Origin of the sequence: Chlorogloeopsis sp. ULAP01, from assembly GCF_030381805.1 — a bacterium.
Lineage (GTDB): Bacteria > Cyanobacteriota > Cyanobacteriia > Cyanobacteriales > Nostocaceae > Chlorogloeopsis.
Genome location: NZ_JAUDRH010000006.1, coordinates 77,357 through 98,620, shown reverse-complemented (window position 1 = coordinate 98,620; position 21,264 = coordinate 77,357). Strand labels below are relative to the sequence as shown.

Annotated in this window: 20 protein-coding genes; 12 read left to right on the top strand and 8 right to left on the bottom strand. The window is 41.6% G+C overall.

Going from position 1 to position 21,264, the window contains the following annotated elements:
- Window positions 1-64 precede the first annotated feature (64 nt).
- The gene (locus QUB80_RS13230; protein WP_289789973.1) at window positions 65-991 is read left to right on the top strand and encodes an alpha/beta hydrolase; all 927 of its coding nucleotides are present in this window, start codon (window positions 65-67) and stop codon (window positions 989-991) included.
- A 106-nt stretch (window positions 992-1,097) separates the two neighbouring features.
- Here QUB80_RS13230 and QUB80_RS13225 read toward each other — a convergent pair whose 3' ends face one another.
- Entirely contained in the window at window positions 1,098-1,538 is a 441-nt protein-coding gene (locus tag QUB80_RS13225) for a hypothetical protein (RefSeq protein WP_289789972.1), read from the bottom strand.
- A 213-nt stretch (window positions 1,539-1,751) separates the two neighbouring features.
- Here QUB80_RS13225 and QUB80_RS13220 point away from each other — a divergent pair, with 213 nt between their 5' ends.
- The gene (locus QUB80_RS13220) at window positions 1,752-2,738 is read left to right on the top strand and encodes a phosphotransferase enzyme family protein (protein WP_289789971.1); all 987 of its coding nucleotides are present in this window, start codon (window positions 1,752-1,754) and stop codon (window positions 2,736-2,738) included.
- Window positions 2,739-3,135: 397 nt separating this feature from the next.
- On the top strand, window positions 3,136-3,981 hold the full coding sequence (locus QUB80_RS13215) for an SPFH domain-containing protein (RefSeq protein ID WP_289789970.1): 846 nt from the start codon (window positions 3,136-3,138) through the stop codon (window positions 3,979-3,981).
- 8 nt (window positions 3,982-3,989) lie between these two features.
- On the opposite strand, the gene folP is transcribed toward QUB80_RS13215, so the two are convergent.
- On the bottom strand, window positions 3,990-4,850 hold the full coding sequence (gene folP, locus QUB80_RS13210; RefSeq protein WP_289790266.1) for a dihydropteroate synthase: 861 nt from the start codon (window positions 4,848-4,850) through the stop codon (window positions 3,990-3,992).
- Between the two features lie 123 nt (window positions 4,851-4,973).
- Complete coding sequence (tpiA, locus tag QUB80_RS13205; protein ID WP_289789969.1) at window positions 4,974-5,699, bottom strand: triose-phosphate isomerase; 726 nt, start codon at window positions 5,697-5,699, stop codon at window positions 4,974-4,976.
- 312 nt (window positions 5,700-6,011) lie between these two features.
- Here tpiA and QUB80_RS13200 point away from each other — a divergent pair, with 312 nt between their 5' ends.
- The gene (locus tag QUB80_RS13200) at window positions 6,012-7,490 is read left to right on the top strand and encodes a GTP-binding protein (RefSeq protein WP_289789968.1); all 1,479 of its coding nucleotides are present in this window, start codon (window positions 6,012-6,014) and stop codon (window positions 7,488-7,490) included.
- Window positions 7,491-7,515: 25 nt separating this feature from the next.
- The gene (locus QUB80_RS13195; protein WP_289789967.1) at window positions 7,516-7,761 is read left to right on the top strand and encodes a hypothetical protein; all 246 of its coding nucleotides are present in this window, start codon (window positions 7,516-7,518) and stop codon (window positions 7,759-7,761) included.
- Between the two features lie 52 nt (window positions 7,762-7,813).
- On the opposite strand, the gene QUB80_RS13190 is transcribed toward QUB80_RS13195, so the two are convergent.
- Window positions 7,814-8,692 (bottom strand): aspartoacylase, encoded by an 879-nt coding sequence (locus QUB80_RS13190; protein ID WP_289790265.1) that lies wholly within the window; start codon window positions 8,690-8,692, stop codon window positions 7,814-7,816.
- 322 nt (window positions 8,693-9,014) lie between these two features.
- A complete protein-coding gene (locus QUB80_RS13185; RefSeq protein ID WP_289789966.1) occupies window positions 9,015-10,679 on the bottom strand; it encodes a mechanosensitive ion channel in 1,665 nt (554 codons plus the stop codon).
- Between the two features lie 348 nt (window positions 10,680-11,027).
- Between QUB80_RS13185 and QUB80_RS13180 the strand changes: the two genes are divergently transcribed.
- The gene (locus tag QUB80_RS13180) at window positions 11,028-11,474 is read left to right on the top strand and encodes an SRPBCC family protein (protein WP_289789965.1); all 447 of its coding nucleotides are present in this window, start codon (window positions 11,028-11,030) and stop codon (window positions 11,472-11,474) included.
- 159 nt (window positions 11,475-11,633) lie between these two features.
- Here the strand turns inward: QUB80_RS13180 and QUB80_RS13175 are convergent, their stop codons facing one another.
- The 3 genes from QUB80_RS13175 to QUB80_RS13165 all read right to left on the bottom strand — a co-directional run bounded on the left by QUB80_RS13175 (window position 11,634) and on the right by QUB80_RS13165 (window position 14,485).
- Window positions 11,634-12,455 carry a SirB1 family protein gene (locus tag QUB80_RS13175; protein WP_289789964.1) on the bottom strand — a complete coding sequence of 274 codons (822 nt, stop codon included), beginning with the start codon at window positions 12,453-12,455 and terminating at the stop codon, window positions 11,634-11,636.
- A 241-nt stretch (window positions 12,456-12,696) separates the two neighbouring features.
- Window positions 12,697-13,383 (bottom strand): response regulator transcription factor, encoded by a 687-nt coding sequence (locus tag QUB80_RS13170; protein ID WP_289789963.1) that lies wholly within the window; start codon window positions 13,381-13,383, stop codon window positions 12,697-12,699.
- 1 nt (window position 13,384) lies between these two features.
- A complete protein-coding gene (locus tag QUB80_RS13165) occupies window positions 13,385-14,485 on the bottom strand; it encodes a sensor histidine kinase (protein WP_289789962.1) in 1,101 nt (366 codons plus the stop codon).
- Window positions 14,486-14,756: 271 nt separating this feature from the next.
- Between QUB80_RS13165 and QUB80_RS13160 the strand changes: the two genes are divergently transcribed.
- The 6 genes from QUB80_RS13160 to QUB80_RS13135 all read left to right on the top strand — a co-directional run bounded on the left by QUB80_RS13160 (window position 14,757) and on the right by QUB80_RS13135 (window position 21,163).
- Window positions 14,757-15,029 (top strand): hypothetical protein, encoded by a 273-nt coding sequence (locus QUB80_RS13160; RefSeq protein ID WP_289789961.1) that lies wholly within the window; start codon window positions 14,757-14,759, stop codon window positions 15,027-15,029.
- Between the two features lie 30 nt (window positions 15,030-15,059).
- Window positions 15,060-16,745 (top strand): potassium-transporting ATPase subunit KdpA, encoded by a 1,686-nt coding sequence (gene kdpA, locus QUB80_RS13155; protein ID WP_289789960.1) that lies wholly within the window; start codon window positions 15,060-15,062, stop codon window positions 16,743-16,745.
- An 85-nt stretch (window positions 16,746-16,830) separates the two neighbouring features.
- A complete protein-coding gene (gene kdpB / locus QUB80_RS13150) occupies window positions 16,831-18,900 on the top strand; it encodes a potassium-transporting ATPase subunit KdpB (RefSeq protein WP_289789959.1) in 2,070 nt (689 codons plus the stop codon).
- A 25-nt stretch (window positions 18,901-18,925) separates the two neighbouring features.
- Complete coding sequence (locus QUB80_RS13145; RefSeq protein ID WP_289789958.1) at window positions 18,926-19,114, top strand: potassium-transporting ATPase subunit F; 189 nt, start codon at window positions 18,926-18,928, stop codon at window positions 19,112-19,114.
- Window positions 19,114-19,704 carry a K(+)-transporting ATPase subunit C gene (kdpC, locus tag QUB80_RS13140; RefSeq protein ID WP_289789957.1) on the top strand — a complete coding sequence of 197 codons (591 nt, stop codon included), beginning with the start codon at window positions 19,114-19,116 and terminating at the stop codon, window positions 19,702-19,704. The genes QUB80_RS13145 and kdpC overlap by 1 nt, the downstream gene beginning before the upstream one ends.
- 232 nt (window positions 19,705-19,936) lie before the next feature.
- Window positions 19,937-21,163: a PQQ-dependent sugar dehydrogenase gene (locus QUB80_RS13135; protein WP_289789956.1), complete on the top strand. Its 1,227-nt coding sequence runs from the start codon at window positions 19,937-19,939 to the stop codon at window positions 21,161-21,163.
- The last annotated feature ends 101 nt before the right edge of the window (window positions 21,164-21,264 follow it).

Genomic DNA, 21,264 nt, shown 5'->3' with positions numbered 1-21,264 from the left:
GGGTTGAGGAAAACAATGGGCGTAATTAATTCTGTCTGAGTACTTAAAATTTCATTATCTTTCTATGAATATATTTATCTGGCTGATTGTGATAGTTTTTTTGGTATTAGTTTTAGCGATCGCTAACTCAGCGCGGTTAGTGATTTCACCAAAGCGACAACGACTGTGGACAAATCCTAAGCAAGAATTAGGGTTAAGCTATGAAGATGTGGAGTTCCCGGCTCTTGATGGGATACGTCTCAAAGGTTGGTTTATTCCCGCAGCGTCAACTCCATCCGCCGTGGCGATAATTTTACATGGCTGGCCTTGGAATCGTATAGGTACTAAAGCTAAAGATCCACTCGGAGACTTACCAGGGAGTAAGCCAATTAACCTGTTTCCCCTAACCAAAGCATTGCACGAGCAGAACTATAACGTACTGATGTTTGACTTAAGTAATTTTGGTGAGAGTGCAGCCAGGGTGCCAGTTACCTATGGTTTATTTGAAAAACGTGACTTGTTGGGAGCGATCCGCTATGTGAAAAGCCGACATGAAGTAGATCCGAACCGGATTGTCACTATTGGGTTTTCTATGGGAGGAAACACTGTAGTATATACACTGCCCGAAACCACAGACATTAAAGCTGCTATTGCTGTTCAGCCCAATACCTCATCACTGTTTGGAGAACGTTATCGTACCGATAAATACGGTACGATAGGTAAACTAATTAACATCTTTATAGAAATTCTTTATCGTTTATTCGGCGCTCCCAAAACTGATTATCTCCAGCCCGTCTACGCTGCTTTTGGGGCGCGTAATACTCCTGTACTTTATGTCCAAGGAACAGGGGATAAATGGGGTAGCGTTGCTGATGTAGCCAGTATGGTAGCAGCCACACCCAACGCTGTAGAACCCCTTTATCCTGAGACAAATCATCGTTTTGGTGCTTATCAATACGTGGTAGATCATCCAGACACAGTGTTAGCTTTTTTTAAGAAGTGTCTGGGTTAAACAAGATAGCGTTACTGAATGTACCAGACGCGATATATCGTGTCTGGTACAAGGGTTTGCCATTACACAAAATTATTTTCACACCATGAAATCAGCAACACCTGATTTATATAGTTTGCGGACAAGAACCAAACTTTTCTAACAGTTCATTAACTATTTCTTGGTTTGCAGATTTCCAAATCTCGCTAATATGTGTCTGCAACCAGATAGAATTAACAGCTATATTCTGATGATATCTGCACGTTAAAACCCTGTCTTCGGGAGGTTCTACTTTTATAAGGTGAGCGAGATTGTCGCATTTTTCGGTTCCTCGTTCCCAGCCTCTGGGAGTAAGATGCCACTCAACCCATTCGCTGCGATGAGAGAGAATAACAGATTTGGTGAGCATATATTCCTCCTTTTTGAAAATAGCAATCTGCTTAAAAATTTTCGTTTGTGAGGGTAGAGCGATCGTACTTAACTCCAGTTCTAGATGCTCTGCAAGGACTCGATCCACGTTCCATTGGTTTCTAGACAGCAACACCGGACGTTGCCAACGGTCTTTCACCACTAAAGTATTAAATAGACGGCCTATTTGCTCTAGAACTGTCCAACCTCCAAATACCCTCGTGTCACGGAATAAGGTAGAGCCTCTACAAGATATCAGTTAATATTGAGTTCGTGTTATCTGCTGCCGCTCAACCATGCCGTTGACGGCACAGTCGCAAGCTAATCGGTGAAAGTTAAGGTTAGAGTATGTATACCAGGGCGTTATGGAAAAATGCAGTATAACATCTATGACGACATCGCGAAAGCTGCCCTTACCCAATATGGTATGGCTCAAGGACAGCGTTGTTTTTTAGGTCATAGTGGAAGCGTAACCTTCTGCATAAAGACACAAGCGGAAAAATTTCTTCTGCGTATTCATCGACCAGTATCTACGCTCCAAGGCGATGTATGGCAAAGACCACAGGTGATTGAATCAGAACTTCTGTGGCTGGCTGCTTTGCGTAATGACACAGAGATTATTGTACAGGAGCCAGTAAAAAATCTACAGGGTAGATGGCTCACTCAGGTTTTGGCAGATGAGACCGTAGAAGTGTTTTATTGTTCACTGCTGCATTGGATTGATGGCAACATTCTTAACGCACAACTAACTCCACAACAGGCTTACCAACTTGGTTTGTTACTAGCTCGATTGCATCAGCATAGTAGTCAGTGGCAACTGCCACAAAACTTTGTTCGCCCAGCCTACGATCGGAATCGACTGCAAGCAGCACTCTCGGCACTTTATCCAGCAGTATTACAAGAATTGATTTCAGCAGAAAATTACAAAACTCTCTCAGTAGCGGTTTGCCAAGTTCAAGGGATGATAGAAACACTGGGTCAGGAGCAAAATATCTGGGGGTTGATTCACGCTGACCTTCATGAAGGCAACTATCTATTGTACAACGATGAATTCTGTCCAATCGATTTCGCTCGTTGTGGCTTTGGATACTATCTTTACGATATTGCAAGTACGCTTCAATATTTACTTCCCACTGTCAGACCTTCCTTTTTTGAAGGCTATCAAGATATCCGTAAGCTCCCTGAAAACTACTTACAGATTACAGAAGGTTTCTTTATCATGGCGCTGATTGAAGTGCTTTCTTTTCATGTTCATAATCCACTTGAGCATAAGTGGATTTCGGAAAGCGTGCCGTATATCGTTAAAGAACAGATTCATCTGTATCTTGAGGGTGAGTCATTTTTATTTGATAAATACTAAGGTAGCCGATGGTATTCACGGCACAACAACTTCATTGCAGCGAAAAGGCTCTGTATGTTTGCTGTATATTTCCCCCAAAGACTTACCTGCTCTACCTCCTGCTATTTTTTAGTTTCGCCGCACCCACATCAGTTAAGTAATGATAATTCACTCCGAGATACTACGAGATTATAAGTATAATTAGGTGCTTTAGAGTAAAGTAAATTTTTAAAATAGTGCTTTCATATCGATATTTCTTAACACAATGTCCGCATCTTCGATATTCGCTAAACAGTCTTGCCTAAGTGCGCTGCTTGTGATAATAACATTACACATTCCACCCACTAGACTGAAAGGTAGGACAAAGTAGAATTGAGTCCGTAAAGTTAATTTTCCAAAAGCTTAAGTAGGAGTATACATGGAGCCAATCATTGCTATAGTCTTAGTGCTTATAGGCTATGCCTTAGGATCTGCAAAACTTGTTAATCAAGGGAATGAAGCCCTTGTAGAACGTTTAGGACGGTATCATCGCAAACTTAAACCAGGGCTTAACTTTATTGTTCCTTTAGTAGATCAAATTGTGATGGAAGATACTACACGGGAGCAAGTTTTAGATATCAAACCGCAAAATGTCATTACTAAAGATAATATTTATTTGGAAGTAGATGGAGTGGTGTACTGGCGCATTGTTGATATAGAGAGAAGCTTTTACCAAATTGACGATTTACAACAAGGGCTGAACAATCTGGCTACAACCACACTCCGAGAAGTTATAGCCCAGAATACTTTGGAAGAAACTAATGCCTCTAGGGCAGAGATGAATAAAGCCTTATTGGATGAATTAAATCAGACGACAACAACATGGGGGATTAATGTTCTGCGAGTAGATATTCAACGGATTACACCGCCTGAAAGTGTGCGCAAGTCTATGGAAGAGCAAAGAGCCGCAGAAATTAAAAGTCGCGCTGCTATTTTAGAAGCTGAAGGAGAACGACAAGCCGCGATTAAGAAAGCTGAAGGAACTAAGACTTCGATGCAGATTATTGCTGAGGCATTGCGTACTAGCCCTGAAAGCAAGGAAATTTTACGCTATCTTGTTGCCCAAGATTATATTAATGCTAGCTACAGGCTAGGTGAAAGCGAAAATGCCAAAGTCGTCTTTGTAGATCCAGGCAAAAGTGGTGATTTGATGAAAGAGGTGATTGCCGAGGCAGCAACTAAAGAGAATGGCAACGGCAAGCCATCTGAGCATGGTTCTACTTAGTCCAACAACTAGAGTGGTGAAGAGTGTCGGAATATTGCATCTGCAACTAAGCAGACATCTCGCATTTCTTGAACATCGTGAACTCGGAGAATATCAGCTCCTGTAAAGATAGCAGCACAACATGCCGCTGCCGTTCCCCATACTCGTGCTTTTGGATCTGGTTGCTCTAAAATGCGACCAATAAAACTTTTACGGGATGGCCCTACTAAAATTGGACAGTTGAGTTTTCGTAATTCTGGCAAGCGGCGAAAAATTTCTAAATTCTGCTCGTAGTTCTTGGCAAAACCGATACCTGGATCGATAATGATTTTCTCTGAATCAATACCAGCAGCAGTAGCTGTTGCAATTTGCCCAGCCAAAAAATTAGAAATTTCCTCCATCAAATTTTGATAGTCTGTCATCTTTTGCATAGTCTGCGGATTACCACGGATATGCATGATAATAATTGGCACGTTTAATTTTGCTAGGGCTGGTAACATTTCGGAGTCAAAGGTGCCTCCAGATATATCATTAACTATATCTGCACCCGCTTGAATAGCAGCTTTTGCTACCTCTGCTCGCGTTGTATCTACAGAAATTGGTAAAGTGATTTTTGGACGCAGTAGTTGTATAACAGGTAAAACACGCTCTAGTTCTTCAGTTACGGTAATTTGTTCTGCTCCTGGTCGTGTCGATTGGCCACCCACATCAATAATATCTGCTCCAGCAGCTTGCAGTGCTTGTGCTTGGGCTAGAGCAGCAGTAGTAGAGTTAAATTTGCCACCATCACTGAAACTATCGGGTGTGACGTTCAAAACACCCATTAAATAAGTTCGCTGTCCCCATTCAAAGGTGCGATCGCGAATTGTTAAATTGCTTGGCTTTGGCATAGCAAAATTTTTAGGATGAGAAAAACCACTAAGACTCAAAGAAAACACCAAAACAATAGTAGTCACTACCTTGATGTTGAGCCTTCGTACCTTTGTGCCTTAATGGTTCCAATTTTTGACAATCTATTGATAATTTACAATCCGGGCGAAACTATCAGGCTCAAGGCTTGCTCCTCCCACCAAAACGCCATCAATTTCTGGTTGAGCCATGATTTCATCAATATTATTCGGCTTTACTGAACCGCCATATTGAATTGTCACAGTGGGGTTTTTTAATTGGCTGCGAATTAAACCGATGACTCGATTGGCTTCGGTAACTTCACAAGTGTCACCGGTACCGATCGCCCAAATCGGTTCATAGGCAATTACCAAATTACTTTGATCCACATCTACTAAATCTTTTTCCAACTGGCTAGTAATCAGTGCTTCCGTTTCCCCCGCATCTCGTTGTTGTTTAGTTTCACCTACACACAGAATCGGGATCAAACCATTCCTTTGAGCTGCTTTCAGACGCCAGTTAACGGTTTGATCCGTTTCTCCAAAATATTGTCGCCTTTCGCTATGACCGACAACTACATAACGCACGCCAATTTCTTGCAACATCAGTCCGGAAATTTCACCCGTGTAGGCTCCACTATCTTCCCAATGGACATTTTGCGCCCCTAGCTGTACGCGGCTACCATGCAAACTTTTGGACAAAACGTTTAAATCAGTGAAAGGAACACACAATACCACTTCTCGGTCTTGTGGAGTTTCTTCTAAAGTAGGCAGAAATCCCGTTAAAAATTCTTGGGATTCTGCCTGGGTTTTGAACATTTTCCAGTTTCCAGCAATTACTATTTTTCGCACAGGTGATTTTGTCAAGTCAGTACTATACTTAATGCATTTTTCACTCTAGTTCATTTTGGACACTTGTTTGTAGTTAGTCATTGGTCATTGGTTAGTGGTTAGTGGTTAGTGGTTAGTTGTTCTCTCCCCATCTTCCCCATCTCCTCTGCACCTGTTGCCCCCCTGCTCTCTTGTCCCCGTGTCTCGCGTCTCCGTGTCCCGCGTCTCCATGTCCCCTTGTCCCCTCTCCCAATTTGTTGCTAAAAATTACTAGGATTGAAAAGGACATTAATCTCAAACTTTAAAAACCAAAATCTTAAATTCAAATTTGTTATGACTTCGACATTGCCCCTACCAGATCCCGATCAAAGTGCTGCATCCAAAACGGATGCAAATTCCCTGAATTGGGAGAAGGAATTGGATAATGCCATTTTCAGCTTTGAAGACATTCAGGCAGAACTCAACTACAAACAGGCACAAACAGCACTGCGAAATTTGGTAGCAAGTTTTGACCTCACTTCTGAAGAAGAAGCAGGATTGGAGGTAGAAATCGGCGATTTAGAAACCATGTTGGGTAAGTTAGACCGCATGGTAGTACAGATTGCTGCTTTTGGTATGGTGGGGCGGGGCAAGTCTTCTCTGTTAAATGCTTTAGTTGGGCAAACGGTGTTTGAAACGGGGCCTTTACACGGTGTTACCCGCACTGCCCAAAGAGTGAATTGGACTATCACTGAGGAGGCTGTTGGCGAAACAGAACGCGCCTTAAGAGTCACTTTACCAGGAGCTGGTAACTCGCAAGTAGAATTGATTGATACTCCGGGATTAGATGAAGTTGATGGCGAAACTCGTGCTGCTTTAGCAGAACAGGTGGCAAAACAAGCAGATTTAATTTTGTTTGTCATTGCCGGCGATATGACGAAAGTCGAACACGAAGCCCTTTCTCAATTGCGGGAAGCGGGTAAACCTATATTACTCGTGTTTAATAAAGTCGATCAGTATCCAGAAGCCGATCGCATGGCAATTTATCAAAAAATCCGGGATGAGCGGGTGCGGGAGTTACTCTCTCCGGATGAAATTGTGATGGCAGCAGCATCACCACTAGTCAAGACAGTGGTTTATCGTGCTGATGGTACTAGAGGCTTGCAAATGCGTCAGGGTAATGCCCAAATGGAGGAACTGAAGCTGAAAATTTTGGAGATTCTCCACCGCGAAGGTAAAGCCCTAGTTGCTCTCAACACCATGCTTTATGCCGACAACGTGAATGAGCAATTGGTGCAGCGCAAGTTGGCAATTCGGGAGAATGCTGCCAATCAGTTGATTTGGAAGGCGGTAATGACTAAAGCTTGTGCGATCGCTCTCAATCCTCTAACTGTTGTTGATATTCTTAGCGGTGCAGTAATTGATGTTGTCTTAATTTTGGGTTTATCTAAACTCTACGGTATTCCCATGACAGAAACAGGTGCTGTCAAATTACTTCAAAAAATCGCTCTCGGTATGGGCGGTATTAGTGCCAGCGAACTTTTAGCAAATTTGGGTTTAAGTTCTCTGAAAACTTTACTTGGCATCTCTGCACCAGCAACCGGAGGTGCTTCTCTTGCTCCCTATCTGTCGGTGGCGCTAACACAAGCGGCAGTAAGTGGTGTTTCTTGTTATGGAATTGGACAAGTAACCAAAGCTTATTTAGCTAATGGAGCAACTTGGGGGCCAGAAGGGCCAAAAGCAGTGATTAATAAAATATTGGCAACACTAGATGAAAATTCGATTCTCAACCGAATTAAAGATGAATTACGAACAAAAATCAAGAGAAATTAGATTTTTTCAGTAGAAGGCAGTCCCAATGAAACAAGTTTTATCGCCAGGCATGAAAAACCTCACCCCGTCCTGTCGGACACCCCTCTCCTTGCTAAGGAGAGGGGCAGGGGGTGAGGTGACTTTCAAGGCAGGAGGCACAGAGAAGTTGGAGCGGAGGCTTCCTCCGAAAGCGTTGCTCCTCCACAAGGAGGCTCCAAACTTCAAAGAGGCAGAAGGCAGAAGGAAAAAGCCTTTTTGGAGTAATTTTCTTCAGTCAGCATCTGACATTTAATTATGTATACCTACTTAATGTCGAGAAAGGTTTTATATGGTTTAGTACTCAACTAAACTGTAACCTCTTGCTTTTTGGTTAAACACATAGCAATACCCTTTTCGTAATAAGCTGCTTCGTTAATAAAAATTGGATAAACTATTGATTTTCCTTGATACAAAATTTCTTTCCCGTCAAAAGTTATGAATATCGGATCACCAGGATGAAGAGATTTATAGTCTCGATAATGAAGATGGGGGTGAATCATTGCCTGAATTTCTCCCTTTTCATTTCTGGGATAGTCGATAGTTTCGATATATTCAAAAAGGGTGAATGTGCTGTGCTCAAATAGAATTAAACCTTGATTATATGCTTCTAAATAATCTAAAATTGTATAAATAAGTTGCTCTGTTTTCTGATACAAATCTGCATTTAGTACTCCTTGGGCTACAGGGCCAACTTCAATCACAAAGCCAAATTTACATAAAGATCTAAGAAAGGAACTTTCTTGATCAAGTTGTGGACAACAAATCTTAACTAAGGGATTTATTGAACAAAGATAAGCAGCTAATCGCATCATGAAAGGATGCTGGGTATCCAGGATTATACTCAACCCCATGTTTGTAGTTGTAGAGTGCAAATCTACAATTATATCTACCTGAGATTGACCTTTTGGCCCTAGCATTTGGTTGATAGTTTTTGCTCGAACATCCTCATAACTGGAAAGACTTGAATTTTGCAAATCTTGATTGAGAAAACAACGATTCAAATCTTTATCTATGTAACGCCTATTTTTTGCAAAGGCTTGGGGATTGGCTAATAAAGTTAAAGTTTCAAAACTAGACCGTTGAATTAGCTGGGGAAATCGCTCAAATTTTTTAATTAAATACACCCCTGTTAATTCATTTCCGTGGGTTCCACCAACGACTGCCACCTGATTGATTTTATTCATCATAGTGATTCCTTTGAAGCAATAGAGAATTTAATTATCTATTACCTGCTAGTGATTAAATTTCGTCTTTCACTCTAGTCATTTTCTAGCGCTTTGACCAGTTCTTTCACAACTATTTGGCAGCTTTGCCTATTCCTTAAATTAAAATACGAAGATTTTCTGATGCTTTAATTAAGAAAATCGCCCCATGTTGGGAATTGGTATCTCGAAAAAGTTATTCACTATTTAGAGCGTGATCGCCATTGAAAAATAAAAATAGGGGCGCAAAATTTTGCGTCCCTACTGAAATATTAGCGCTAGAAGTAATAGACAGTTACTAGATTTAACCTCTGTTTTTGAAAGAATCCAGCCATTCTCTAACTTGCTGGTTGGCAATATCACGAGTACCCAAACCAAAGGAAAGAGCAATAGCAACAGCGATCGCACCCAATAGCAATCCAAAGGCTAAGTTAACAATATCAGGAGCGACACCAATTTGTTGTAATGCCATTGCCGAAACCAAGATAATAATGGCAATTCGCGTGATTTGTCCTAAAATTCTAGCTTGGGCATTGCCGGAACTGGTAATAATACTAAAGGCAAGATTCGCGAGGAACAAACCAATTGCAAATACTATCAATCCTGCCAAAATCCGCCCCAGAACAATAACAATACCTGTCACTAGTACAGTCAGCGCTGGAATATTGAGGATATTTACTGCTGCCACAGTTGCAAACAGCATAATACCAACTAATACGACAATACCCGCAATTTCTGATGGGGTACGAGTGGTTGCAGTTGGTGTTGTTGGTTCTTCTGCTGAAATAACAACTCTTCTGGTGGGTGATGGAAAACCCAAAATCGAGAAAATGTTATTAAAGCCTATACTTGTCAGAATGCTGGTGGCAAGATCCGCCAAAAACCGTCCAACAAAATAAGCAATAATTAAAATTGCGATGGCTGTGAAGATGGCGGGAAGTGCATTGAGAATTTGCTGCAACATTGCGATCGCTGGTACCGAAATCGCTTCAATGCGTAAGGTATTCAACGCCGCGATCGCCACAGGAATTAAAATCAAGACATAGACAATCGTACCGATAATTGAGGAAAGAGATTGCACTGTGGCAGTGCGTGAAAGTCCAAATCGACTTCCTAAATTGTCGATTCCTGTTGTTGCCAGCAAATTTGTAACAATGCGCCGTACTATATTCGCCACAAACCAGCCGGCTACTGCAATTAGCACCGCTCCCAGGATGTTCGGTAAAATTGCAATAATCTCTGTTACTAGTACTTCTACTGGACGTAATGCTTGTTGCAATCCCAAAGTATCTAAAATTGGGATCAAAAATAGCAAAAATATGAACCAGTACAGAGCATTGCCAATTGTATCAGAAAGAGGCAACCGATTCTGCCTAACTGTTGCATCAGCATCCTGCGGTGGTGGATTTAAACGTTCGTCTACTCTAAATGCCCGCAATCCGCGTATTGTAATTAGCTTGACTAAACTAGCGATTAACCAAGCCACTGCCAAAAATATTGCTGCACCTACCAGCCTTGGTAAGAAATCGCCAATTTGGTTGAGGAAAGCATTGAGCGGCTGAGATGCTACTCTCAGCTCTAAAGTGTCTAAAACAGCAACGATCGTTAAGAGCAGAATACCCCAAAATACAATACTGGAGATTACACCTTCCACTTTGGGAAGTTCTCTGCCTTCTTCACGCCCCATCACTCCAGCCGCAATCCGGTTATCTAGCTGTGTGCGATTGAGAAGACTTCGTGTCACCGCAGCTGCGATCGCCGCAATTAACCAACCAATTAATAAAATTAATACCGCCCCCAACAAACGAGGCAGAAATGCAGTCACTTGTTGGAAAGTGTTTTGCACATAAGCGTTTATTCTGGCATCTTGCTGTGGTGGTAATGTTGGTACTTGTGCTAAGAAAGTCTCTCCCCTAATCCACAAACCAGATCCCATCACTTGGGTTATACTTTGCCAATTTATATTCATGGTTTTTGGTATTAAAGTTCAGTTGTCTCACAAAAAAACACTGTAATGTTTTTGGAGTATAAGGCTACACACAGTTAAAATACTAGTGTTTTGCCTTTATAATTTACCAGTAAATTTCACAATGAATGATATTGAGGTTTGTTTTTTTCTTTATTTTTATTTATCAGTTCATTTTTCTGAGAAATGCTCAAAATATCTTTTTATTACAATATAAATTTTTACTTCTATGAACGTTATAAATGCTACACTAATAAATTAAAATCTATTTTTGCCTAGACTTTTTCACAAACCTTATTTTGGGTTAGTCTAAAGTGCAGATATAAGAGCAAAATATGTAAATTATCTGCTATGCAAGTTTTTGAGCAATCAATTGATATTAATGCTCCAGCAACGGTAGTAGAAGACTGTATAACTGATCCCATTCTGATGCACCGTTGGTTGAATCCGGCATTGCGTTGTGAACCTGTGGGCGAATGGAATACTGATATTGGCAGTAAAAGTCGCTTTGTCATTCAAGTACCTTTCATCCAACCTACTTTAAATAGTACTGTTGTAGAAAGACGACCAGGATTGGTAGTGTGGGAATTTGAGGGTTTTTTTCATGGACGCGATCGCTGGGAATGTCAACCGATAGATAAGAAAACGCGTCTACTCAACCGCTTTGAATTTGAGATTCCCAATCCGATCATAAGCTGGGGTTTTAAAACCTTTGCCGAAGGTTGGACAAAAGAAGATATGCAAGCTCAACTACGCCGCCTCAAGCTCGTGGCAGAAGAGATACAGCAAGGGTTGTGAGGGAGCAGGGGAAGAGTGGGAGAGGAAGAGATGAGGGAGATAGGGAAGATGGGGAAGAATTTACTCTTATTACTTCCTCATCTCCCTCACCTCCCTTAACTCCCTCAAATCCTTGTCCTAATTTCCTTCTGCCTCCTGCCCTCTGCCATTTGCCTTTCTTCAATACCTACCAAGTTTAGTCAGCAGTCTTTTGATAATATAAGCGTCTTGGGCTTCTGGAGTTATATCTAGGTAGGTTTCTAAGTCGTTCGCTGCTTGAGAAAATCGTCCGAGCTGGTAGCACAAAAGTCCGCGATCGCGTAATTCCAAAGCCAAGTCAGGAAACAACAGTAAAATCCTCTCTACTATTGCTAAAGCTTTTTCCAATTCCTGTTGGCTTAAATAAATATATTTGAGATTGGTCAGCATTCTTGCCAAAAATTGCCTTTTCGTCACTGCTGCTAGAAATTCTGGTTGGATTGACACAGGATACTGATACATTTGAGCCAGCTTTTCCTGACAGTCTTGGGGAAACATGATTTCCCCATCATTGAAGGCATCTACAAAAATCTCCATTTCGGGAATGTCAGGACGAATGAGAAAATGGCCAGGCATTCCTATTCCCACCATCGGGAAATCAATTCTCCGAGAAACTTCTATATATACCAGTGCCAAAGAAATAGGAATCCCTAAGCGCCGATCAATCACATCATTTAAAAAGCTATTACGGGTGTCATAGTAATCTGTTTTATTACCCGCAAATCTTAAATCTTGGTAAATATACTGATTAATACTTTGAATTATTCGTAGCGGATAGCGTTGGGGTGGCAATCGTTCTTCTAACTCTGCTGCCATTGTATCAAGAGCATTGAGATATTCTTCAACATCAAGGTTGGGGTATTCTTCTTGAGCAATATATAAAGCTGCCCTTGCTAAATCAATATACTCATCAGGCTGCTGGATTTCTTGGTAAAAATATTGCCGCGCTGAGGAGTTATCCATAAGTACATTTTGATTATAAGTTAGCAGATTTTATTTTTGGTAGTACAGTTATGTTTACGTTTAACTATTAAGAATACTAGCAAGATTAGCAAGTGCAGTTTACGCGGAAATTTTGAGTAATTGTCTCTATCTGAGGTATGAAAATGAACTAGCACACTATCTAGTAAAGACCTTTGATGATAGCTTGAGTCTGAGTTTACTTCAGCCTTTGCGAAACAACATCAAAAAAACTTTGAAATTACTACTCTTCTAGAAGAGAGTCACTTTTAATGAAACGTTTTTGTAAAGCAACAACAACAGCGCTTTGGCGATCGCCTACTCCCAATTTATGCAAAATCGCATGCACATGCACTCGGACTGTTCCAGGTGTAATGTAAAGTGCGAGGGCAATTTCTCGGTTAGTTTTTCCTGCCACCAACAATGATAAAATTTCTTGTTCGCGTTGGGTGAGTGGATTGGAGGGATTTAAGATATTTTCTGAGTCAAGTTGGGCAGAATCAGATCCAAAAGTAGAACGAATTTCTTTGGTTGCGGTTTCATCCCACCAAGATGCTCCAGCAGCTACAGAACGGAGTGCTAACACCAATTTTTCCGCCGCCACTCCTTTGAGACAATAACCTTGAGCGCCTGCTGCAATTAACCGTTTAATTAAAGTTTTTTGGGAATGGGAAGTTAAGACTAGAACTGGTAAGTGGGGATTTTGCTGCTTAATTTGTTTACAAGCCTCAATACCCCCAATTCCTGGTAATCCTACATCTAACAGCACTACATCGAAAGGATTTTGATTAACTAACTCAATAGCTGTTTCACCATCTTCGGCTTCAGCAATAATTTCTAACTCTGTTTCTTGTTGCAATCGCACGCGCAAGCCTAAGCGGAAAAGTTCATCATCCTCAACTAGGAGAATTTTGATGGGGGTAGATGGCATCTCACACGGTAAGAGAGGATTGAAATGGGTAAGCCGGAAGCTTGAAAGCAAACATTGCACCGACAGGTACTCTATTCTCTGCCCACATTATACCGCCGTGGGCTTCTAGAATTTGCCGAGATAGGTAAAGTCCTAACCCAGAACCTTTGGCTTGGCGATCGCTATGTCCTTGATAAAATCGTTTAAATAAATGGCGGAATTGTTCGGGTTGAATACCTGCACCTGTATCCAGAAATTTTACTACTTGATAGGAATCTTGTGGTTCTAACACCACTTCAACACGCTCACCACGCCGGGAATGGTTGATAGCATTAACTAGGAGATTGGTAAAAACTCGTTGAAGTTGTAGTGCATCTCCCCGAACCCACAGCGATCGCCGCCAATTAGAGTCACCATAGTTAAGTGAAAGATAAACACGACGGTTAGCTGCTAAATTACTGAGAGTAGCTGCGGCTTCCTCTGCCACGATAGTTAAATCTACAGGAGCTAAGTTAAGTTTTAAGCCTTCGGTATCATTGCGATAGATATCTAACAAAGTTTCTAGTAATTGTAGGGAAGTTTGATGACTGCGTACCATTGTGGCTAAAACTTTTTGCTGTGTTGGTGCAACAGCACCAAATTTTTCTTCCTCAAAAGCTTTGAGAGTTTCAATTGCTCCTAACAGAGGCGTTTTCAAATCATGGGTGAGAGTAGAAGCAAAGTCTTCGCGAACTCTGGATAATTCCTCTTGCGCTGCCAGTTTAGCACGGGTGAGGGCGATCGCGTCTTGGGAACGTCGCAGGCGATCGCTCAACACACCAGTGACAATCAACGCCATCGCTGCGATCACTCTACTGGCAATTGTGGAAGCCTTCATCACTTCGCCTACTGGTATTACAAGATTTAACATGGTTAAAAACACGGCTGCGAGGGTGGTGTGAAAAGTTGCACGCCTCCCTAGCCAAGAGTTTGCCAATAAAATAGGCCCTGTGTAGAGATATCCAAACACGTACTCAGTTGGCGTAGAGAACTCCAGAGCGATAACAACTATAAATAAACCAGCGATCAGCCAAAATTTGCCTAGAGATTCTTTCTTAGGTAATCTAGCTTTGAAATTAACCATTTAGAATGTAATGCTTGTCAAGCATTCTTTAATTTAAAAAACGCATATATATCTTATGTATTTTACCTGATTAGTAATCTTCAAAAATCTGTTTATCTCAAAATAAACGCTTGAATATATATCACATAAACATCCTAAACACTTGATATAAATAAATAAACACTGTTTTATATCCTTCTATTGCTTGTCTTCGTTTATCCAATCATGAACAATATAAATTGTTACAAACTAGAAGATATTAATTTCTTCTCACTAGCAAAAAAATGCGTTTATGGCATTAGGTTTAATAAGTGTAAAAATTTGGGGTAATAGCTGCCATTGTGGCAAAGCATTAACAAGCTTAAATTTACCAAATGAATGTGTAATTATCGGTGTTGTTAGAGATACCGAAGTCATTTTAGTAAATGCAGAGCCTATTATTTGTAATGGCGATTATATATTGGCTGTTGCTTTAAATCCAGCCTTAGTTCCTATGCTCAAAGTTACCTTAAACAAAAGGTATCCAAGTTACTATTTTCCACAAGAGTATTTCACCAAAAGTTGAACAATACTAGCTCAGGAGCTTTTCTAATTCATGTTACAAGGATGGATACAAATTGCTATCACACTACTCATCTTCATAGCAACTACCCCCTTACTTGGAAAATATATCGCCCATGTTTTCATGGGAGAAGAAACATTTTTTGATTTAATAATTAATCCCCTAGATAGAGTTATTTATGCCTTTAGTGGTATTCGTCCTCAAGAACAAATGACAGGTTGGCAGTATACCAAAGCAGTGATGTATAGCAACCTAGTTATGGGGATTTTAGTTTATTTCGTCCTAATGTTTCAGGGATGGCTACCACTTAATCCGACAAATTTAAGTGCTCCTAGTTGGGATCTGGCACTACATACCACTATTTCTTTTGTCACCAACACTAATCAACAGCACTACTCTGGTGAGACAACTTTTAGCTACGCCAGTCAAACCTTCGCCTTGGGTTTTTTGATGTTTACCTCGGCAGCAACTGGTTTAGCAGTGGGTATTGCCTTTATTCGTGGTTTAACTGGTAGACCATTAGGTAACTTTTACAGCGATTTGATTAGGTCAATCACGCGAATTTTGCTACCTATATCTGTAATTGGGGGATTGTTGTTGATTTTAGCAGGTGTGCCAGAAACATTATCAGGCCCAGCAACAGCTACTACTTTAGAGGGTGCAACTCAAGCAATAGCCCGTGGCCCAGTTGCCCACTTTGAGATCATCAAAGAATTAGGAGAAAACGGCGGTGGCTTCTTTGGGATTAACTCAGCCCATCCTTACGAAAATCCCAACGGCTTCTCTAACTTATTAGAAATGTGGGCAATGATGTCCATTCCCTCGGCATTGATTTATACCTACGGCGTGTTTGCTAACAACCGTAAACAAGCATGGCTAGTGTTTTGGATGGTTTTTGTCATTTTTGTCTTTTTAGTAGGTATTACTGCGATAGGTGAATTTCAAGGAAATCCCCTTGTTAATTCTCTTTTAGGAGGACAGCAACCCAACCTAGAAGGCAAAGAAGTGCGATTTGATTGGGCGCAAACAGCATTATGGGCAGTTATGACTACAGCAACCATGTGTGGTGCTGTGAATGGAATGCACGATTCCTTAATGCCAACCGGGGGTTTTGCCACTCTGTTTAATATGTTCTTACAGATCATTTGGGGAGGTCAAGGAACAGGTACAGCTTACCTGTTCATCTACTTAATCTTGGCAATATTTCTCACTGGCTTAATGGTGGGGAGAACTCCAGAATTTTTAGGACGCAAGATAGAGAAAAAAGAAATCATCCTAGCCAGCGTCATCTTATTAGTTCACCCCTTTGCTATTCTCATCCCTTGGGCAATAGTCTTTGGCTTTCCCGATACCCTCTCAGGCATTACTAACCCTGGTTTTCATGGAGTTTCGCAGGTAGTTTACGAATATGCTTCCGCCGCCGCCAACAACGGTTCTGGTTTTGAAGGATTAAACGATAACACACTATGGTGGAACCTCAGTACCAGTGTCAGCATTTTAGCAGGGCGTTATATCCCCATTATTGCCCTACTACTGCTAGCAGATAGTATGTCTCGCAAGCAACCTGTTCCTGTCACTTCAGGCACATTGAGAACTGATACTAGACTGTTCACAGGAGTGACAAGTGGCGTGATTTTGATTCTTGGTGCGCTCACATTCTTCCCTGTACTTGTTTTGGGGCCTTTGGCAGAAGCTTTTCTGATTGCCAGAGGTGGATAAGTGCGTTAGGCAAAATTGAAGTTACGGGTGGATATCAGGTAAGAGCTTGAAGAATGTGTAATTAATTTTGTTGAAGTAATAACCAATGACACGATCTACTAAACCACGTCAAGAACGCAAACATACACCCAAAGTCAAACAATCTGGACTCTACAGGCGTGCGTTTCAACAAGCATTCATCAAATTGCACCCGCGCCATATGCTCAAAAATCCGGTAATGTTTGTCGTCTGGTTAGGCACAATCATTACAGCATTAGTAACAATCGCACCAGATCTATTTGGCCCAACTCCGGGTGATAATCTGAGACTATTCAATGGTCTAATTACCTTAATTTTGTTCTTAACCGTTCTGTTTGCTAACTTTGCCGAAGCCGTAGCCGAAGGACGAGGCAAAGCTCAAGCAGATGCCTTGCGATCGGCAAAATCCGAAGCCAAAGCCAAAAAACTCCTTGCTGATGGTTCCATCCAAGAAGTTAGTTCTACAGCCTTACGACGTGGCGATCAAATTAAGGTAATTGCTGGTGATATTATCCCCGCCGATGGCGAAGTAATTAAAGGTATTGCCTCTGTAGATGAATCTGCCATCACAGGAGAATCTGCACCAGTATTAAAAGAACCGGGGACAGATATTGCTAGTTCCGTGACTGGAGGAACACGAATCATCTCCGATGAACTCACCATTCGCGTTACAACTGATCCAGGACAAGGCTTTCTCGACCGGATGATTAGCTTAGTAGAAGGAGCTTCCCGCAGTAAAACTCCCAATGAAATCGCCCTGACAGTTTTATTGGCAGTCCTGACTCAGGTATTTTTGGTCGTGATTGCAACTTTACCCACAGTATCAGTCTACGTAAAATCACCTGTCAGTATTGCTGTATTAATCGCCCTACTAGTAGCACTTATACCCACAACTATTGGCGGATTATTAAGTGCGATCGGTATTGCTGGTATGGATAGAGTTGCTCAGTTTAACGTCATTGCCACTTCCGGACGTGCCGTGGAAGCCTGCGGAGATGTTAACACCCTTGTATTAGATAAAACAGGGACAATTACTTTGGGCAACCGCATGGCAGAGGAATTTATCCCTGTGAACGGTCATTCTATGGAAAAGATGGCAAGAGTTGCTCTAGCATCGAGTGTATTTGATGAAACACCAGAAGGGAAATCCATCGTCAAACTAGCAGAAAAATTAGGAGCAAAATTAGATTTTAACCCCAACCAAGCAGAAGGTATTGAATTTTCTGCCAAAACGCGCATGAGTGGCACTGATTTACCAGATGGCGTGCAAATTCGTAAAGGTGCAGTAGATGCGATCAAAGGATTTGTGCGTTCGCGTAGCGGACAATTAACACCTGAACTTGATGCCGCTTTTGAACGAATTTCGAGATTCGGTGGTACTCCCCTGGCACTGTGTCAAAACGAAATTATTTACGGTGTCATTTATCTCAAAGACATTATTAAACCGGGAATTCGAGAACGGTTTGACCAAATGCGGCGGATGGGAATTAGAACCATCATGTTAACAGGAGATAACCGCATTACTGCATCAGTGATTGCCCAAGAAGCAGGAGTTGATGATTTTATAGCTGAAGCCACACCAGAAGACAAAATTGAGGTAATTCAAAAAGAACAAGCCCAAGGAAAGTTAGTAGCAATGACTGGAGATGGGACTAACGATGCTCCGGCATTGGCACAGGCAAATGTCGGCGTAGCGATGAATTCTGGTACACAAGCGGCAAAGGAAGCAGCTAATATGGTAGACCTGGATTCTGATCCTACCAAGTTAATTGATATTGTCACTATTGGTAAACAACTGCTGATTACCCGTGGCGCACTGACTACCTTTTCCATCGCCAACGATGTCGCTAAGTATTTCGCCATCATTCCTGCCATCTTTGCTGGTATTGGTGTTGGCAGCCTCAATATTATGGGTTTAGCCAGCGCTCAATCTGCTGTTTTATCAGCCCTAATATACAACGCCTTGATTATTCCCGCACTCATTCCCTTAGCACTAAGTGGCGTCAAGTTTCGCCCACTCACAGCAGATCAACTTTTGCAACGCAATATTTTTATCTATGGATTGGGTGGTGTCATTGCTCCCTTCATTGCCATCAAAGTTATTGACGTTTTGATTGCAGCCATAGGACTAGCATAATTCCGCGCCTCTGTGCGTTTCAATCATGAAAAACTTATCGATTTCTCTCTTCCTCACACTTATCCTCAACGTATTTTTGGCACAAGCCGTATACGCAGCCACCTCTGAGGAAATATCACGTACTGCATCTTACGCCATTGCTCTTTTAGGGCTAGTAACTGTGAGTGTCTGCATCTATTTATTTGTAGTTATTTTGCAACCGGAGAAATTCTGATGAATCAGATACGCCAACTCAATAAAGCTGTTCGTTCCACCTTGGCTCTGTGGTTCTTAACAGCATTAATTTATCCTTTGTTGATGTTAGTTTGCGGACAGATTGCATTACCTTTCCAGGCTAACGGTAGCTTAATCACCAATAGTCAAGGTACAATCATCGGTTCGGGATTAATTGGTCAACCTTTTAATAGCGATCGCTATTTTTGGAGTCGCCCTAGCACTGTTGACTATAGCACCAGCCCAGAAGTTGCTACCACAGGTACGTCAGGAGCCAGCAACCTTGCACCCAGCAATTCCGAACTTATCGAACGTATTCAAAAGGAAGTCACACGGCTACAAAAAGCTAATATTCAACCCACTGCTGATTTAGTTTATACATCTGGCTCTGGATTAGATCCTCACATCAGCGTTGATGCAGCACAGGCACAGGTACAACGTGTTGCCTCTGTCCGCAGGATTAGCCCAACCCAAATTCAATCCTTGATAGCTCAAAATACAGATGGCAGATTCTTGGGTGTTTTTGGCGAACCTGGAGTTAACGTCCTCAAGCTAAATTTAGCACTCGATGCTTTGCAGTCTAATCGTTAACACACAAGTCCTATTTATTGCCATCAAGAATCAAAAAAATCACAAAATGATTGCGGAACAATACACCTTAGCACTCAGTCTAAACTAACGAACAATAACTATTAATTAATTAAAATTCCTGCTGTTAATTGTCAAACCTAAAGAGGATTTTACATCCGCAGATGAATACTAAATTGAATATTAAATATATACTCAGCCGGAGAATCGTTACAGGATTTTGCCAAATCTAAGCATGAAGTATTCACGAAAGTCTAAAATCAATTTGTTTGTCTGTTTAAGTTTAACGGGACTTGTTGCCTGTAACACTACACCAGCAACACAGAGCAACTCTAATAATGAAAATCAAGCAGTATCACCCGCAGCAAATACAACAACAGCTGCCCAAACTCAAGCCTGTACGTATGTTAAAGATGGCTTTGGTTCCCAAGGACAGGTAAAAGTAAGGGTTGAGGAAGTAGTCACAGGTTTAGAAGTTCCTTGGGGAATAGCTTTTCTGCCTGGGGGGGATATGCTAGTCACAGAACGCCCTGGTAGGGTGCGATTAGTAAGAAATGGAAAGCTGCAACAAGCTCCTGTAAACACTGTTAGAGTTACAGACTCTGGAGAAGGTGGGTTGTTAGGGATTGCGGCTCATCCAGACTTTGCCAATAATCGATTTTTCTATCTGTACTATACAGTTGATAAAAATGGATCTCCAGTCAATCGAGTTGAGCGGTGGCGATTATCTACTGATGGAGTTAAGGCATCACGAGACCGAATTATTATTGACGATATACCTGCTGCCATTTACCATAATGGCGGTCGTCTACGCTTTGGCCCGGATGGAATGCTCTACATTGGTACTGGTGATGAGCAAGATCCCAGATCCTCTCAAAATATTGATAGTTTAGCTGGCAAGATTTTGCGCTTGACACCAGATGGACAAGTTCCTAAAGATAATCCATTTCCAAATAATCCTGTTTTCATTACAGGAATTCGTAACACTCAAGGATTTGATTGGCCTAATAAATCTACACTATGGGTAACGGATCATGGCCCTAGTGGCGATTTAGGAAGAACTGGTCACGATGAAGTGAGTGTCGCCAAAGCAGGTGATAATCTTGGTTGGCCTACTATATACGGTTGTGAATCACAACAAGGCATGGTTATTCCCTCCCTTACTTGGCAACAAGCCGTACCTCCAGGTGGAGCAGCAATTTATACTGGAAATGCTATCCCTGAGTGGAAAGGAAACTTAATTATTGGTACTCTTGGTTCTAGACACCTGCATCGGGTTGTTTTCGACTCAGCAAACCCCGATCGCGTGCAACTACATGAGGTATATTTTCAAAATCAATTCGGAAGACTCCGAGATGTAGTGATGGGGTTAGATGGTGAATTGTACGTTACTACCAGTAACTGCGACGGTAGAGGAAGTTGTCCTCAAGGGGGAGACAAAATTCTCCGCATCACCCGATGAACCATTAGCTATTGGCTATTAAGTTAAGTGGACATAATTAAACTCAAAACGCCAACCATTTAAATCTGCTCAGAAAGGAGCCTTCCCCTCCTGCCCTCTGC

Excerpts from the sequence above, each read along its gene's own strand:
- QUB80_RS13195 (WP_289789967.1), top strand. The coding sequence starts at position 7,516 with ATGAAACAAGTTTTATCGCCAGGCATGAAAAACCTCACCCCGTCCTGT.
- QUB80_RS13135 (WP_289789956.1), top strand. The coding sequence starts at position 19,937 with ATGAAGTATTCACGAAAGTCTAAAATCAATTTGTTTGTCTGTTTAAGT.
- folP (WP_289790266.1), bottom strand. The coding sequence starts at position 4,850 with ATGCCAAAGCCAAGCAATTTAACAATTCGCGATCGCACCTTTGAATGG.
- QUB80_RS13185 (WP_289789966.1), bottom strand. The coding sequence starts at position 10,679 with ATGAATATAAATTGGCAAAGTATAACCCAAGTGATGGGATCTGGTTTG.
- kdpA (WP_289789960.1), top strand. The coding sequence starts at position 15,060 with ATGTTACAAGGATGGATACAAATTGCTATCACACTACTCATCTTCATA.
- kdpC (WP_289789957.1), top strand. The coding sequence starts at position 19,114 with ATGAATCAGATACGCCAACTCAATAAAGCTGTTCGTTCCACCTTGGCT.
- QUB80_RS13190 (WP_289790265.1), bottom strand. The coding sequence starts at position 8,692 with ATGAATAAAATCAATCAGGTGGCAGTCGTTGGTGGAACCCACGGAAAT.
- kdpB (WP_289789959.1), top strand. The coding sequence starts at position 16,831 with ATGACACGATCTACTAAACCACGTCAAGAACGCAAACATACACCCAAA.
- QUB80_RS13230 (WP_289789973.1), top strand. The coding sequence starts at position 65 with ATGAATATATTTATCTGGCTGATTGTGATAGTTTTTTTGGTATTAGTT.
- QUB80_RS13180 (WP_289789965.1), top strand. The coding sequence starts at position 11,028 with ATGCAAGTTTTTGAGCAATCAATTGATATTAATGCTCCAGCAACGGTA.
- QUB80_RS13160 (WP_289789961.1), top strand. The coding sequence starts at position 14,757 with ATGGCATTAGGTTTAATAAGTGTAAAAATTTGGGGTAATAGCTGCCAT.
- QUB80_RS13165 (WP_289789962.1), bottom strand. The coding sequence starts at position 14,485 with ATGGTTAATTTCAAAGCTAGATTACCTAAGAAAGAATCTCTAGGCAAA.
- QUB80_RS13220 (WP_289789971.1), top strand. The coding sequence starts at position 1,752 with ATGCAGTATAACATCTATGACGACATCGCGAAAGCTGCCCTTACCCAA.
- QUB80_RS13215 (WP_289789970.1), top strand. The coding sequence starts at position 3,136 with ATGGAGCCAATCATTGCTATAGTCTTAGTGCTTATAGGCTATGCCTTA.
- QUB80_RS13200 (WP_289789968.1), top strand. The coding sequence starts at position 6,012 with ATGACTTCGACATTGCCCCTACCAGATCCCGATCAAAGTGCTGCATCC.
- QUB80_RS13170 (WP_289789963.1), bottom strand. The coding sequence starts at position 13,383 with ATGCCATCTACCCCCATCAAAATTCTCCTAGTTGAGGATGATGAACTT.
- QUB80_RS13145 (WP_289789958.1), top strand. The coding sequence starts at position 18,926 with ATGAAAAACTTATCGATTTCTCTCTTCCTCACACTTATCCTCAACGTA.
- QUB80_RS13175 (WP_289789964.1), bottom strand. The coding sequence starts at position 12,455 with ATGGATAACTCCTCAGCGCGGCAATATTTTTACCAAGAAATCCAGCAG.